This is a genomic window from Lysinibacillus mangiferihumi (assembly GCF_003049665.1).
Lineage (GTDB): Bacteria > Bacillota > Bacilli > Bacillales_A > Planococcaceae > Lysinibacillus > Lysinibacillus mangiferihumi.
On record NZ_PYWM01000002.1, the window covers coordinates 84730 to 100459 of the forward strand.

13 protein-coding genes are annotated in these 15730 nt (G+C 37.0%); 7 read left to right on the top strand and 6 right to left on the bottom strand.

All coding sequences use genetic code 11. The features are described from left to right. Nucleotides 1-144: 144 nt before the first annotated feature. Nucleotides 145-1518 (bottom strand): NADP-specific glutamate dehydrogenase, encoded by a 1374-nt coding sequence (gene gdhA, locus C9J37_RS02420; RefSeq protein WP_024363410.1) that lies wholly within the window; start codon nucleotides 1516-1518, stop codon nucleotides 145-147. A gap of 187 nt (nucleotides 1519-1705) precedes the next feature. Here gdhA and C9J37_RS02425 point away from each other — a divergent pair, with 187 nt between their 5' ends. The 3 genes from C9J37_RS02425 to C9J37_RS02435 all read left to right on the top strand — a co-directional run bounded on the left by C9J37_RS02425 (nucleotide 1706) and on the right by C9J37_RS02435 (nucleotide 4357). Then, nucleotides 1706-2179, top strand: a complete 474-nt coding sequence (locus tag C9J37_RS02425; RefSeq protein WP_107894091.1) for a YaiI/YqxD family protein — start codon at nucleotides 1706-1708, stop codon at nucleotides 2177-2179. Then, nucleotides 2169-3491 (top strand): D-serine ammonia-lyase, encoded by a 1323-nt coding sequence (locus C9J37_RS02430; protein WP_107894092.1) that lies wholly within the window; start codon nucleotides 2169-2171, stop codon nucleotides 3489-3491. The genes C9J37_RS02425 and C9J37_RS02430 overlap by 11 nt, the downstream gene beginning before the upstream one ends. 164 nt (nucleotides 3492-3655) lie before the next feature. After that, complete coding sequence (locus C9J37_RS02435) at nucleotides 3656-4357, top strand: YwqG family protein (protein WP_107894093.1); 702 nt, start codon at nucleotides 3656-3658, stop codon at nucleotides 4355-4357. Nucleotides 4358-4444: 87 nt separating this feature from the next. Here the strand turns inward: C9J37_RS02435 and C9J37_RS02440 are convergent, their stop codons facing one another. Together C9J37_RS02440 and C9J37_RS02445 are read right to left on the bottom strand one after the other, a co-directional pair. Then, nucleotides 4445-5617 carry a pyridoxal-phosphate-dependent aminotransferase family protein gene (locus C9J37_RS02440; RefSeq protein ID WP_107894094.1) on the bottom strand — a complete coding sequence of 391 codons (1173 nt, stop codon included), beginning with the start codon at nucleotides 5615-5617 and terminating at the stop codon, nucleotides 4445-4447. Nucleotides 5618-5823: 206 nt separating this feature from the next. Further along, nucleotides 5824-6312: a hypothetical protein gene (locus C9J37_RS02445; RefSeq protein ID WP_107894095.1), complete on the bottom strand. Its 489-nt coding sequence runs from the start codon at nucleotides 6310-6312 to the stop codon at nucleotides 5824-5826. 450 nt (nucleotides 6313-6762) lie between these two features. Here C9J37_RS02445 and C9J37_RS02450 point away from each other — a divergent pair, with 450 nt between their 5' ends. Then, nucleotides 6763-7968 carry an MFS transporter gene (locus C9J37_RS02450; RefSeq protein WP_107894096.1) on the top strand — a complete coding sequence of 402 codons (1206 nt, stop codon included), beginning with the start codon at nucleotides 6763-6765 and terminating at the stop codon, nucleotides 7966-7968. A gap of 59 nt (nucleotides 7969-8027) precedes the next feature. On the opposite strand, the gene C9J37_RS02455 is transcribed toward C9J37_RS02450, so the two are convergent. Next, a complete protein-coding gene (locus tag C9J37_RS02455) occupies nucleotides 8028-9275 on the bottom strand; it encodes a ferredoxin reductase family protein (protein ID WP_107894097.1) in 1248 nt (415 codons plus the stop codon). A gap of 217 nt (nucleotides 9276-9492) precedes the next feature. Here C9J37_RS02455 and C9J37_RS02460 point away from each other — a divergent pair, with 217 nt between their 5' ends. Then, a complete protein-coding gene (locus tag C9J37_RS02460; RefSeq protein ID WP_107894098.1) occupies nucleotides 9493-9981 on the top strand; it encodes a metal-dependent hydrolase in 489 nt (162 codons plus the stop codon). Nucleotides 9982-10077: 96 nt separating this feature from the next. Here C9J37_RS02460 and C9J37_RS02465 read toward each other — a convergent pair whose 3' ends face one another. Beyond that, complete coding sequence (locus tag C9J37_RS02465; RefSeq protein WP_201262120.1) at nucleotides 10078-10899, bottom strand: squalene/phytoene synthase family protein; 822 nt, start codon at nucleotides 10897-10899, stop codon at nucleotides 10078-10080. Between the two features lie 266 nt (nucleotides 10900-11165). On the opposite strand from C9J37_RS02465, the gene C9J37_RS02470 reads away from it, so the two are divergent. Both C9J37_RS02470 and coaW read left to right on the top strand, forming a co-directional pair. After that, nucleotides 11166-11900 carry an SDR family NAD(P)-dependent oxidoreductase gene (locus C9J37_RS02470; protein ID WP_107894099.1) on the top strand — a complete coding sequence of 245 codons (735 nt, stop codon included), beginning with the start codon at nucleotides 11166-11168 and terminating at the stop codon, nucleotides 11898-11900. Nucleotides 11901-12342: 442 nt separating this feature from the next. After that, nucleotides 12343-13179, top strand: a complete 837-nt coding sequence (gene coaW, locus C9J37_RS02475) for a type II pantothenate kinase (protein ID WP_024363421.1) — start codon at nucleotides 12343-12345, stop codon at nucleotides 13177-13179. Between the two features lie 61 nt (nucleotides 13180-13240). Here the strand turns inward: coaW and C9J37_RS02480 are convergent, their stop codons facing one another. Then, entirely contained in the window at nucleotides 13241-15721 is a 2481-nt protein-coding gene (locus C9J37_RS02480) for a winged helix-turn-helix domain-containing protein (RefSeq protein WP_107894100.1), read from the bottom strand. Nucleotides 15722-15730 lie beyond the last annotated feature (9 nt).

Consider the following 15730-nt stretch of genomic DNA (forward strand, 5'->3'; position numbering starts at 1 on the left):
TTTTTCACCTATATTCTACAAAAAAATAAGATGATAACGAATGTTCGTTATCATCTTAAGTGAAATTAAGAAGATTCTAAATTTTATCAATAGATTCTAGTTACTAGATGCTAGAATGATTGAATAAATTGTAAAAGGATTTTATTAATATACGCCTTCAGATAGCATACCATCAGCAACTTTAATAAAGCCAGCGATGTTTGCTCCAACAACTAAGTTGCCTGGGTAACCGTATTTATCAGCAGCAGCTTTACTATCTGCATAGATATTTTTCATAATTTGGTGTAACTTCGCATCTACTTCTTCAAATGACCAGAATACACGGCTTGAATCTTGTGCCATTTCTAGTGCAGATACAGCAACACCACCAGCATTTGCTGCTTTAGCAGGACCAAATAATACGCCAGCATTTAAAAATTCGTTAATTGCTTCAAGGTCAGATGGCATGTTAGCACCTTCACCAATTGCTTTTACACCGTTTGAGATTAATGTACGAGCAGCGTCGCCGTTGATTTCGTTTTGTGTAGCACATGGAAGCGCGATATCACATGGAATTGACCAAATTCCTGTACAACCTTCTGTAAATGTAGCATTTGGACGGTAATTAACGTAAGTTGATATACGGTCACCTTTTACTTCTTTAATTTCTTTAACGGCATCAAGATCTAAACCTTCTGGATCATAGATATAGCCTGAAGAGTCAGAGCACGCAACTACTTTTGCACCATAAGCTTGAGCTTTTTCAATTGCATAAGTCGATACATTACCAGAACCAGAAACGACAACTGTTTTACCTTCAAAAGAATCATTTGCATCTTTTAACATTTCTTCTACAAAGTATACTGTACCGTAACCAGTTGCTTCTTTACGAGCTAATGAACCACCATAACCAGGAGTTTTACCTGTTAATACGCCAGATTCATTTGCTTTTGTTAAACGTTTGTATTGACCCCATAGATAACCCACTTCACGAGCACCTACACCGATATCACCAGCAGGAACATCGACATCTGGCCCAATATGACGGTATAATTCAGTCATGAATGCTTGGCAGAAGCGCATGATTTCTGAATCGGATTTACCTTTTGGATTAAAGTTAGATCCACCTTTACCACCACCGATTGGTTGACCAGTTAAAGCGTTTTTAAAGATTTGCTCAAAACCTAAAAACTTAATAATTGATTCGTTTACAGAAGGGTGGAAACGAAGTCCACCTTTGTAAGGACCCATTACATTGCTGTATTGAACGCGGTAACCACGGTTCACTTGTACTTGGTTGTTATCATCTTGCCAAGCGACACGGAATGAAATGATGCGATCTGGCTCAACGATACGAGAAAGAATATTTGCTTTAATATATTCAGGGTGTTGTGCAAATACAGGCACTAATGAAAGGAAAATTTCTTCAGCTGCTTGTAAAAACTCCGCTTGATGGCTATTTTGTTGTTTTAGTTGCTCGAACACGCCGTCAACGTATTCTTGTGCTAATTGTTCATTGCTTAAAGTTGTTGTTGTCATAATGAAAACCTCCAAATTGGTTGATAGGTGTATCGTATATCTATTTTTCGCACTATTCAATAAAATACTTTTTCCAAGTTGGATAAGTTTGTGAAAAAATGAGCAAACAGGGTCGAGAAAATATTATATTAAAATAATATTAAGGTACTTGATTTATCTAATAATGAGAAGGGAATGATGCCTTATTGTGAAGGTATTAATTGATGCTGATGCCTGTCCAGTCGTGGATTTAGCGCTATCTATATCATCTGAGTTTGAGATTGAAACTATCTTGTTTTGCGATACATCACACCGTATTGAACGTGATAATGTAATAACAATTATTGTACCAAAGGGTCCAGATTCGGTTGATTTTACGCTAGTGAATGCGCTTTCAAAACATGATATTGTTATTACACAGGATTACGGTTTAGCGGCCATGGTGTTGGCACGTGGAGGTTATCCAATTGATCAAAATGGCAGGGAAATGTCTAATGAAAATATCGAACGTTTGCTCGAGATGCGTCATGTTGGGCAGAAAATTAGACGTGCTGGAGGACGAACCAAGGGACCTAAAAAAAGAACGAAAGAAAATAATATGCTGTTCGAAATGAAATTTCGACAAATTTGTGAACGAGCAATTTTAGCGCAAAAAATGGAGGAATCAGCAGATGGAAAATGACCTAAAACACGAATTATTTCACCAATATCCACTATTAGAAACGATAAAAAATCGGGAGACTGTATTTTGGGAGAATACAAAATGGACGAAAAAGGCAAAAACAACACTCTTTTCTAACGAGGAGGTTAAAGATGCGGAAGAAACGCTGCAACGCTTTTCTTCATATTTAACTATTGCTTATCCTGAACTATTACACAGTAAAGGGCTGATTGAATCCCCTATTCAACAAATTGCACAAATGAAGAACGCACTCGAGAAAATGTTCGCACTATCCATCCCAGGTAAATTCGTTTTAAAATGTGATCACATGTTGCCTATCTCTGGCTCCATCAAAGCTCGTGGTGGAATCTATGAAGTTTTAAAGCATGCAGAGCGTTTGGCAATTGCTAATGGTAAGTTAACAATAGAAGATGATTATGCGGTGTTTGCCACTGAAGAACTACGGACGTTTTTTCAGCAGTATACGATTGCCGTAGGTTCAACTGGTAATTTAGGGCTCAGTATCGGCATAATGGCTAAAAAATTAGGGTTCAATGTCGTTGTACATATGTCTAGTGACGCAAAAGAGTGGAAGAAAGCGTTGCTAAGAGAAAAAGGTGCAAGGGTTATTGAATATAAAGCAGACTATAGTGTTGCTGTAGAACAGGGGCGTCTGGAAGCTTCACAAGATCCGATGTGTCATTTTATTGATGATGAAAATTCAAAAGATTTATTTGCTGGCTATGCAGTAGCAGCAAAACGCCTAAAAGTCCAGTTAGAAAAGACAAACATTCAAGTGGACAAAGCACATCCATTGTTCGTTTATTTACCATGTGGGGTAGGGGGTGGACCTGGTGGGGTTGCATACGGTTTACGTGAAATATTCGGGGAGCATGTTCATATCTTCTTTGCCGAGCCAACTGCCTCACCTTGTATGATGATTGGGCTTATGACAGGCTTACATGATGAAATCAGTGTAGAGGATATTGGCTTGGACAATCAAACAGAAGCAGACGGTCTTGCTGTAGGGCGTGCTTCTAAATTTGTAGGAAAAGTGATGGAATCGTATATTAGCGGTTGCTATACCGTAAAAGATGAAGAATTGTTTATGTCTCTTGCTTTAGCAATGGAAAGTGAAGGGGTATTTTTAGAGCCTTCTGCACATGCGGGAATGTTTGGACCCATTCATTTGCTAAAGAACGGACAAAGCTATACAGAAAAGCATCATTTACAGGATAAAATGGAACAAGCTACACATCTTGTCTGGGCAACAGGGGGAAGTATGGTACCACAAGAGATGCGAGAAGAGTACATGGCGAAGGTGAACATGTAGCAAAAATAAATAATGAAACACAGTTAATGATAAAATGATGAGTAAAGTCAATAAAAAGACAGATATGCTCTGTTAGAGTGGTATCTGTCTTTTTATTTAGCAACTCTTTTACAGGATGTTAATTAGGAAATTATTTTTAGTTAACAGGAAAGGATTGAACGTTATTGAAGGATTCATTAAAACAGGCGATTATTTTACGAGCAGTAGAGGAGTCCGTTACTTATACAGATAGTAAATTAGGTGGAAGACCATATTGTAAATTAGGTGATGACTTCCCAGTACATAGTAGTGGCATACCGTATATGTTTATAGCACAGCTTAATTTTGCAAAGCTACCTAAGCTAGAAGGTTATCCACAGCAAGGGCTTCTACAGTTTTTTGTGTTGGCGGATGAAGGTTATGGTGTTTACAAGGATGGCTATTATTGTCGGTATTATTCGGACTTTGATTCCTCTCATGATATCGAGCCATTTTCAGATGAAGAAATGGAGTATGAGCTATGTGAACCCATTATTTTTGGGGGTCCTTATGCATTGAAGGCAACATTACTTCAAGAGCTAGTACCGTATACGGATCCTCGCTCCGTTCATTATGACTTACCAACAGAGAATCCTGCTTATTCAAAGTACTTTGATGAAACAGATGGTAGTGGAACGAAAATAGGTGGCTATGCATTTATGGATAAAAATAGCTTTGACGAAAAAAATAGCAATGCTGAGTTACTATTTCAATTAGATATTGAAGGTAATGCCAAAAAAACATATGCTATGATAGCAGACTCGGGTACATTACAATTTTTTATAGAACGAGATTCGTTAATTGCAAAGGATTTTACTCAACTTTATTATTATCTTTATAGTATGTAAGAAAATTGTCTAGATAAGAAAAATGTTAGAGCGACTTTAGTCAATCTAACATTTTTTCTCTTTTGTCCAAGCTCATAGGTTAGCTAATTAGGGGTTTGTAATCGTATTCGCCTGTGCGGCTAAAAACACTTTATGTGCTGCGCTGACACCTGCACCTGGCTCAAAGTCATAGGCAAAGTCTTGCAATGCCGCTTCCATTAAAGAAACGGCTTGTAAAATATCGCTAGGGAAGCAGTAGCCCATATGCCCAAATCTAAAAATTTCCCCTTGTAAAGGCCCAAGACCACCGGCAAAATCTAAATGATAGTGTTGTTTAAGGTGATGTAAAAACGCATCTAATGCAATTCCTTTTGGCGCCATGATAGCAGTAATTGTTGGTGAAGCGAACTCATCCGTTGTCAATAATTCAATGTGAAGAGCTTTCATTGCACTGCGCACCATATTTTTCATCAATTCATGGCGTGCAACAGTATGAGCAAAGCCACCTTCTTCTTCAATGAGTTTACATACTTCACGTAATCCATAAATAAGTGTGATGGTAGGGGTATTTGGTGTCATCCCTTTGCGAGCCCAATCACGATAGCTCAATAAATTTAAGTAATAAGATGGCATAGTATTTGCTTCGATAACTTTCCAAGCTCTGTCACTAACGCTAACGAGAGAAAGCCCAGGTGGAAGCATCATCGCCTTTTGCGAGCCTGTTACGAGGATATCAATTCCCCATGCATCCATCTCAGCAGGAGCTCCACCAATACAGCTTACGCCATCAACAATAACTAACGCATCGCTTTCTTCACGCACGACTTGTGCTAACGCTGCAATGGGATTTAAAATACCTGTTGACGTTTCGTTGTACGTAATAAAAACAGCTTTAATATGTTGTAAAGGTTGTAAAAAAGTACGCAACTCTTCAGCTGTGCATGCTTGTCCCCATTGTTTTGCCAGCTTATGTACGTTAAAGCCATACTTTTCGCAAATTGAAACGAAATAATCTCCAAAAGCCCCTACGGTAATGACAACAACATCATCGCCCGCATTAACGGTATTGACAGCTGCAGCCTCCAGTGCTGCTGTGCCACCAGATGGAAGCAATAATATGTCCTGCTTCGTGCCGAAAACAGCTTTAACTAGCTCTGTCGTTTCACGGTATAGCTCAACAAATTCATTGCTTCGATGGCTGAAGATATCTCGGTTCATCGCAAGTTGCACTTTTTTAGGAATCGGTGTAGGTCCTGGATGTCTTAAAATATTTTCATACATAAATAAAATCCCCTTTGTTTAAAAATTAGAAATTCTAAATTTTCTAACTATAATATAGCATATTCATCGGGAACGCTGGCTTCATTTTGGAAAAAATATTGGAAATAGGAGGGGGGATGAACAGAAACGATAGGGTATAAGCACAAAAAAATCCCTTTCCGTCTTGCTGGACGAAAAGGGATTTTAAGAGGCTCTTTACACTAAAACTATACGATAAATGGTCGTTTCATACGCATTAAGCCGTAGATGGCATAGAATAAGCCACATGTAATAATAGATAAAATAATGTAGAGAACTGCTTTTCCAGACTCACCAGTCCAGCGGAATAGAAGACGATATGTGTAGTAAACCCAATAGCCAAACATAACAAGTGAAGCAATAAGTCCAACTAATGGGACGAACGAAATAATAAATAATGCTGCATAAATGAATGTTGTTTTTTTCGCTGCTGCACGGATTGTCGCATCATCATCACCATTGGCGGTAAGTAGAAATAAACTATAAATATTGATAATCGGAATCCATGCAATATAAGCTACATCGCTAAAACCGTTTGTTTTCGAAGCCATAAAATAAATAAGTGCATTCACAATGTACCCAACAATTAACATGCCCAATAATACGAAAAAGAAAACCACCATGAAACCACCAAAGACTGCATCATAATCACTATAATACGGATCATAATAATTCATTAAAACTCTCCCCTTTCAACACGTTTATTAGAGCACATAAAATCCAAACCATTTCCCAAGAAATAATCGTAATAGTCCTATAAAAATGGACTAATTACTTTAGGGAACATTAAATCACTTTATGATATCATCCAGTTCAACATGCTCTGTAAGTAAATAAAAAAAACAACTATTTTTTATAAATATCGGTATAATTGTAAGCAAGATTTAATGTATTGAAAATAAAAATATAGAAAAATAAGTTATTCACTATAAAAATTTGATAAATCTAAATCCCCCTGATTTATCAGCTAGCAGAAGGAGACCGTTTGTATGAATCGTCCAATTTAAAATCGCTCATTTTAATGAATGGTATTTCGTTAAAAATGGGGGAGGCAAGTTTCATGAATCGTCCAATTTAAAATCGCCCATTTCAATGAATTTATTTTCTTAAAAAATGGGGGATAGTTTATGAATTTGGGTAGAAATTTTTGGTTATTACTTGTAGGGCAGTCACTTGCCAATATAGGTGACGTTTTATATATAGTAAGTGTTATTCATATCATTTATCTTTTAACGGGATCAGCTATTGCCGCATCCTTTGTGCCATTTACGATTGCAACATCGATGTTTGTGTCCAGTATATTGACGCCGCTTTTGTTCGAGAAGGTAAATTTAAAGTGGTTAATGGCAGGTTCGCAAATCGGAAAAACGTGTTTATTATTTGCTTTAGGGCTATTGTTAGTTAGCATCTCCACAACAAATTTTTACCTGTTGTTTATTGTCATCAGTATGATTGCATTTCTTGATGGCTGTGCCAACCCAATAAGACAGACATTGGTTCCTCATTATGTGAAGGATGAACAATTATTGAAAGCAAATGGCATAGATGAAGGAGTCACGCAATTTATTCAATCGATTATGTGGTTTGTAGGTAGCCTATTTTTACTTGTTCTCAGCTCTCAACAACTTATTTGGGTTGTGGGGTGTTTGTTTGCCATAGCGAGTTTTGTATTATCTTTATTAGAAAATGTAGACCAGCAATCACTCGAACAACAAGGGAAAATAGATCAGGTTGTTAAGGGCTGGAAAACATTGTGGAAGACCCCTTTGTTACGTCAAATCGTATGGATTGATATTCTTGAAACCATTGCGGGTACGGTATGGATTGCAGCCATTATATTGGTATTTGTCCATGATGCTTTGCATGTTGACAAGCGGTGGTGGGGCTTTATCAATGGCACATATTTTGTGGGATTAATAGTGGGCAGCATTTATTGTGTGAAATATAGCGCATCCATTGAAAAGAACATAGCGCAAGTCATGGTGATGGGATCATTATTTACGTGTTGTGCCACCATTTTGTTCAGTGTCAACAGCATGCCGATGATTGCATTATTTTTAACTTTTTGTGTGGGGCTTTTTGGGCAAATAAAGAGCATCCCGCAGCATACTGTTATTCAAACAAGTGTTTCAAGAAATGAATTATCTGCTGTTTATACGGCTTTAAGCGCTATCTTAACGGGGGGATTTGGCATTGCCTCTTTAGTAATGGGCATAATAGCAGATGTATTCGACATAAGATTAGTATTTATGATTTCGGGTCTATTACTAGCAATAGTAAGTATCATAATCGGTAAAAATAGACAGTTGTTTGTGATCAAAATGAATCAATAATAAAGAGGCTTACATCTCTTCTATGGGATGTAAGCCTCTTTTATTTGGAAATAAGGCTATTATTTAAATTTAAAAGCTTCAAAGTTGATATCGATATCGTTAGCGCTAGATTGTTTAAACTGTTTTGTAAAACGTTTTACCATTTTTTCAGGCCCACACATAAAGATACTCGTATGGGCTGGCACTGAAACATCATCAAATGTCAGCCTGTCCATAGTAGTCGTATCAATAAAATTCACTTTGAAATGTTTATTGTTTTCTGCATATTTTTGCAAAAGATCTTTGTGAATCGCATCGTTGTGCCCACGGTAAGTATAAAATAATTCAATGTCTCGATCGGTAGGATTAGATTGTAAATACGATAAAAAAGGTGTAATACCTACACCGCCAGCTATCCAAATTTGCTGCTGATAACCTTTGTCAAAGTCTAGATGACCATAGGGGCCTTCAACGGCTACTTTTGAATCTAATTGTATCAGTGCGTTGACCTTTTTAGTAAAATCTCCAAGTGCTTTAATCGTTACATATATTTTTTGCCCATCTCCACCTGAAATAGAGAAGGGATGTGGCGCTTTTTCTAGCCCCGTTTGGAAAATTTTTAAAAAGATATATTGGCCATTTTGATAACTCAGTTTGCGATCTAAAGTTAATTCTAATTCAACAGCACTGTCACCTAATTTTCGAATGCCCGAAACTTTACCCGTATGTTTAAAGCGCATGTCCTGATACATTGTCAGCATGTACAGAGCGGACATAGTCCCGACAATAGCAGTAATGGCCGTAAATATCCCTAAAGGTGTCGGTTGAAATAAATCATATCTACTTGAGAAGTATGCATGGTAAAGACCTAATGCATAAGGAATTAGCAATAGGCGGTGGATATAGCGCCAATGCTCATATTTTAGAAATTTAGCAAATAATGCTATCACTATAAGTCCGATAAAGCCATTTTGCGCCAGCTCTCCAAGTTCTTTTGCAAATTCACTCAGCGGCGTTTCAATAGCTAGGTCTCCATGAGGGACCAAATCCTGTAATTGACTGTGTAGAATGACCAACCCTAATGACAAAATCGCCAAATATTTATGGTACATATAAACATAGTCTAAGCCGTGAAACCATTTTTCAAGAATTTTCACTCGTGTTGCTAATAAAAATACTAGAAAAAATCCAGTAATCGCCAATCCGCCGACGATGTGACTAAGCTTATTTAACACATGTATCGTTTCAATCGGAGTGGCAAAATACCATAGTAAGCCGCTGCCACACATTGTTATTAAAATAAATAGCATTCCTTTATACGATTTCATAGTAACCTCCAGTAATCATTTTTCTCTCTCGACATACTAGATATACACTAAGTTACTGAATTATTTCTGATATTTTGATGTTCGTGTAATAAATTTTTAAAAAGATAGAACGTTGTAAAATAAAAACGTATGTTTGGAATGTATGTTCTATTTTAATGAGGAATATGGTACAGTAGAAAAGTAACACGTTTAATACATAAAAAGTGAGGTAGATATCATGCAAGGAAATACACATATTATTGGAGGCATCACAGCTAGCCTTGCTTTTGCACAAATTTCGAATGATAATCCATTTGTATTAGTAGGAGCGGGTGTAATAGGTGCATTACTTCCAGATATTTGCCACGGAGGAAGTAAAATCGGGAGAACCTTTCCTCTTATTTCAAAAATGGTAAACAAGCTATTTGGACATCGCTCTTTTACACATAGTTTATTGTTTGTGGTTCTTGTCGCGCTATTGTTACAGACAATTATTCCATATCCGTCGATTGTTGCGGGACTTTTAATAGGGATGTCGAGTCACATTATACTGGATATGGGGACGAAACAGGGAGTGAAGCTTTTCTTTCCATTCAACATGTCGGTTCATTTTCCACTAACAACAAGAACAGGTGGAAAAGTAGAAAAGATTGTATTTACATTATTATCTGTACTTTCGCTATACTTGAGCTATGAGCTGATTAGTCGATTCATCAGCGAAATATAAAAGCAAAGCCCTTGTCTTAAGCTTACTTAAGACAAGGGCCTATGCATTTTTATAAATTGAAGTGAATTGTTTGAATTGTTTGGGTGTCAGGCACCTCTAATCTACTTGCACTTCTTCTACTGTTTGCTCCACTTCAGCGCGTGTCATTTTTTCACGACCTTCTTGCATCGCTTTTAATGTTTTGTGCGCTAGCGCAAGTGGGAGTCGGCAGAACAATAGAATGGTACGCTTATTAATAGCCTCCATATAAAGGTCTGCTTTGGCTAAGTTTTCCTCTGCATAGGCAAATAAATCTTCTCGTGTCCAACCGTCCGGCACGAAGCTTACACCACGCTCATCTAAATCTTCATGCTGGTTACGTAAAATATTGACGGCTTGAAGTCCGCGACCATAGCCAATCGCTAAATCACGATCTGTTTGAATGCCTGCACCCCACGCCCATAACTCTGACAGCATCGTTCCAACGAGACCTGCCACATAGTATGTATAGTCATCCAAATCTTCACGTGTATGCACTTGCCAGTTGGCTTTTGCCCATTTTGCCATACCATAGGCCATTTCACTTGTAGAAGCTTGGACAATTTTTCGAGAGCCATCTGGACAAAATGTTAACCAATCTGCTAGGCGAAGGGAAACTTCCGGCAGTTGATCAGCATATGGAGCTACTAAGGTTTGATATGCTTCAGCATCGAATTCATTTTTTAATAATTCACTTATTGCTGAAAGTAAATCAAACTTCACATCATTCGATAGCTTTTCATGGTCTTCAATTTCGTCAATGGCACGCATCGCTAAATAAGCAGCGGCAACAGACATTTTTAAATCATTTTTTAAAAAAGTAATAGGTATATAAAATGTGCGACTCGTTTCTTTTAAAACATGCATCGCTTCTTTATAAAGTGTTTTTTGATCTTTCACTTGTATTCCTCCGTTCAAATGGTCAAGCCTGTATCTATATCGTATCGCAAAACAGGAGAAAGATAAAACAGATTGTTTAAATTCTGGTCATAATCTTTGAAAACACTTCAAATATGTGATAAAGTTTAATAGTAAACTATTTAAAGCTATACAGCATTTGAATATCGGTAATAGTTTTAAAGTACTTGGTGACTGTTGGTATAAAAAGATACGTTACAGCGCTTAAGACGCTTAGGCGAAATAGAACAGAGAGGAAGTTTTTATTTATGGGTCGTTTAGACAACAAAATTGCAATTATTACAGGTGGCGCATCAGGTATGGGTGCTTCAATGGCAGAATTATTCACTAAAGAGGGCGCAATCGTTATTGCTGCGGATATTAACGAAGAAAATCTAGCTAAAATTTCTGAATTAGAAAATGTAGAAGGTATGAAATTAGATGTTTCATCTGATGAAAACTGGGCTACATTTACAAAAGCAGTTATTGAAAAATACGGTCGAATTGATATTTTGATCAACAATGCTGGTATTTCTTCACAAAAATCTCCACAAGATATTACAGACCAAGATTGGGCCATTATGCACAAAATTAACTCATTCGGTCCGTTTTTAGGAATTAAACACGTTTCTAAATACATGAAAGAGGCAGGTAAAGGCTCAATCGTTAATACATCTTCATACACAGCTATTATCGGTTCTGGCTTAAATTCATATACAGCATCAAAAGGTTCTTTACGCGCCATCGCACGTGCTGCGGCTGCTGAATTAGGAAAATCTAATATTCGTGTAAACACAGTATTCCCAGGTGTAATTGAAACACCAATGACTGCGAACATCGGTCAATTCAAAGAAGCAATGGATATGTTAGTTCGTGCTACTCCAATGGGTCGTCTTGGACAACCAGAAGAAGTTGCCAATGCTATTTTATTTTTAGCATCTGATGAAGCTTCTTATATTACAGGTGGCGAACTAGTAATTGATGGCGGATATTCTGCACAATAATTATGTTTGCTTGTTAGAATTCATACGATTTCAAAAAGAGTTCACTGTTTTGACAGTGGCTCTTTTTTACATAAATTTCAATAATTTGTTTAATTTATCTATTTAACGTGCTTTTTTTCATGTTATTTTACATGAAAGTTTGCCAAGTTATTGCACAATCATTTCAACAGCGGTAAAGTTTAGGGAGAGCGAATATTCAATTATGCCTCGGCGTAATGATCGCTGACCTTTCGCTTTCGCGCAAAATAAAGTGCGTCAGGATTTTGAATTGTGCATACACAAAAAACTCCTTTTGAAATCCGTGACAATCGCCGGAGGCATGAACTTTTATTAGTTAGCGTTTAGACACACGCTGAATAAAAGAGTAAACTAGTATTCATATTCAACTAACCATCTATTTAGGTAGAAAAATTTCTGCTGAATAAAGTTAAAGGAGAATGGTATGCCAAAGGCTATAGGTATTGATGCAGGTGGCACATTGACGAAGGTTGCTTATTTAGACGAGCACAATGAGCTTATTTTAACAACTTTTCCGTCTAATGATTTGCAGTCTGTAATGGAGTGGATTCGAAATAATCCAGATATTGAGGATATTGGTGTTACGGGGGGGCGTACAGAACAATTACTTGATGTCATCAAAACAATGAAATCGATTCATTATATAGTAGAGTTTGAAGCTACATTGAAGGGAGTTCGTTTTTTACTAAATAAAGAAGGATACTTCTTCGAGCGTAGTATGATTACCAATATCGGTACAGGAACTTCAATCCATTATATGGAGGGGAACACCCATATACGTGTAGGAGGGACAGGCGTTGGCGGTGGAACCTTGATTGGATTGTCAGCGCTTACAACAGGAATTACAGATTACAATGAAATCCGAGAGATGGCTACAAAGGGTAATCGTGAAGGTGTAGACTTGCTTGTCAAAGATATTTATCAAGGTATGGATACACCTATTGACGGGCATTTAACGGCAAGTAATTTTGGTAAAGTCAGTATTACTGAGGAATTGAAACAGCCTGCTGAGGATATTATTGCGACTGTTCAAGGCCTCGTTGGTGAGGTTATTACGACGCTTAGTATTCAATATGCCGAGGAAAAAAATGCACAACATATTGTGTATATTGGCTCTACCTTAAGTTATAATGAACATCTTGCACAAGTCATTGCTAATTATACACGCACGAAAAAGCATACACCTGTTTTTATCAATGACCACGGTTTTTCCGGTGCAGTCGGTGCCTTACTTAACATAACTGAATATACAATTGTCTAAAGGACAAATAAAAATGTACATCCCTAACGATTTTAGTGATGTACATTTTTTTTATGAATGGCTATCGTTGGTTTTTAAGTGCAATTACTTTCGCTCTTGAATTGACACCTAGCTTACTATAAATAGTAGATAAATAAACGCGAACTGTACCATTAGATAAATGCAGTTGTTTGGCTATTTCTTGATTGCTCAGCCCTTTTGTTAATAAATCGAAGAGTTCTTGTTCGCGCGGGGTAAGTAAATCATTCGGTTCCTTCTTCACTGTACAATTTTTTTGTAAATAGTCAAAATAACTTTTAGGGACAGGATTCCATTTAGATGTTAAGGACTCTAATTGAAAATACTGGTTGAGAAGGGGCAGTATTTCTTTTTCGTCTAAAAGGGTTCGTACGTAGTAAAACTTTGCTGCCAATTGTAGCGCTTCGTGTAAAGTATCTAAAGCAATATCATGGTTGTCTAAACGAAGTTGGCAAACGGCTTCAAGAATGGTTGCTTCAATAATTGTCCCAACTTGCTCGTCTTGTTGTGCTTTTGTTTTAACTTGTACAACGATAGATAATGCATCATTTGGTTGTTTCTTTAATAATAATAACCTAGCATACACTAGCATCCAAAATGGCTGTTTCGTTTTTGTAGCCTGTAGGATAGACTCTGCACGCTCGTCATCACCCTCTATAATGTAACAAAAAGCAATCATAATTTGGATAGTATTTCGCCAATGTTTTTCAACAGCATCTTCTAACAATTGTGTCAGCATAGCGCGCGCTGTATTGGTTTGCTGTTGATGCGTGTAAATATTAGCCTTTAGCAAATACATAGGAACAAATAAGTTAGGATCTGGCTGTTGTTGAGTTAATTGGATTGCAATATCAAGCTCCTTTTGCGCATCTTCTAGTAAATTTCTCTCATAGTACACCTCAGCAGCAATGCCAGATATATAGGCGGTCACATATAATGTTTTAAAATTTGTATCCCGAAATAGCTGTGTAATTTTTGGAACTTCATCCATTGCGGGTAATTTGCCTTTTGAAGCTAAATTTGTGCGCGAAAGTTTATATTCAAAATTGTTGTAGGGCATTCGTACTTTATCCCAACGACAAGGAGCTTGTTGTGTAGTGAGCTGTCTTTCTAATATTTCTTTCACCGTTTGTAATTTCCCACCCGAGGCAACTAAGGCATATGCTTTGGTTCGTTCGTAAATATTCGCGATAGCTATATTTTCTTTTTGTTCCATCCATTGATCACTGTGTTGACGCTGTTCAAGCTCTTCCATTATGGAGGTAGCAGTTGTCATTTCTAATGTTGAAATTGCACGTTCATAGCCCAAAATAAGCATTTCATAACGGACTGTTTGTTGATTGTCTCTTAGCTGTTGTAACCAGCGCATGAAAGTTGCAGTTTGACCTGATAAAAAAAGTTGAACAAGATGATGAGAAATCCATTGTTGGGCTTGCTCATACAGCTGATGTTTTAATGCTAATTCAATCGCGGAAGTGTAATCACCTTTTCCATAAATTAATTGAACCGTTTTTTCGACAAGGGACTTTATTTCTTGTTCGGTATATTGCTTCATCAGTTCCTCTTGTAATGCTTCAGCAAATAAATGGTGATAGCGGAAAACAAGTTTTGATGATTGAAGACAAACTGTGAACAAGCCATTTTCTTCTAAATAAGCTAATAGTTCTGCACTATTCGTCCCCTCTATTAATTGGTCACATATAGCAGGCTCTAATTCATGTAAAAAAGAGGTTCTCAACAGAAAATTTTGTATTGTTTTTGGGAGTTTATGAATAATGCCTTGCCACAAAAAATTAGAAATAAATGGTTGTACTTCATTAAAATTAGTTAGACTCGTTAATAGTAATCCTGCGATCCATCCTTCTGTTTTATTTTGTATTGTTTGTAATTGTTGTTCGTTTAATGAGATTGAATTTTTTAAGGAAAAAAACTGCTTTGTTTCTTGGTAAGTAAAGCGTAAATGTTCGGTATTACATTCATGTATCCATTGTTTTACTCGCCATATCCCAATTGGTAATGGAAGAGCTGTTCGAGTAGTCAAATATATGTGAACATAAGATGGTAGTTGTTCGATTAGTTTAATCATCGTGCGGTGAATTGTTTCGTTTTCTATTAAATGGTAATCGTCCATTACAAGATGAAAGCTTTTTTTAGCCGTATTTAGTTCATGGATAAACGACTCCATCAGAAAATCGAAAGTGGAAACATCTTGCCCTTGTAATAGTGGTGCGAGCACTTTATCGACATCGGTTTCACAGGCTTTCGCTACTGCCTGAAAGACAAAAGTCCAATATCTGATTGGATCATTATCTGCTTGGTCTATCGCGACCCAAGCAATTGGTTGTTGAAAATGGATAAGCCATTGACTTAAAAGTGTTGTTTTGCCGTAGCCTGCTGGCGCGCGAAGTATTGTAATCCTTTTCTGGTCATTTTCACGAAAGAAATCATATAATCTAGGTCTTTCAATTGTTTCGGTCGTACTATAAGGCACATTTAATTTAGCGGATGATAGAGAACTTGACATGGTATGTCT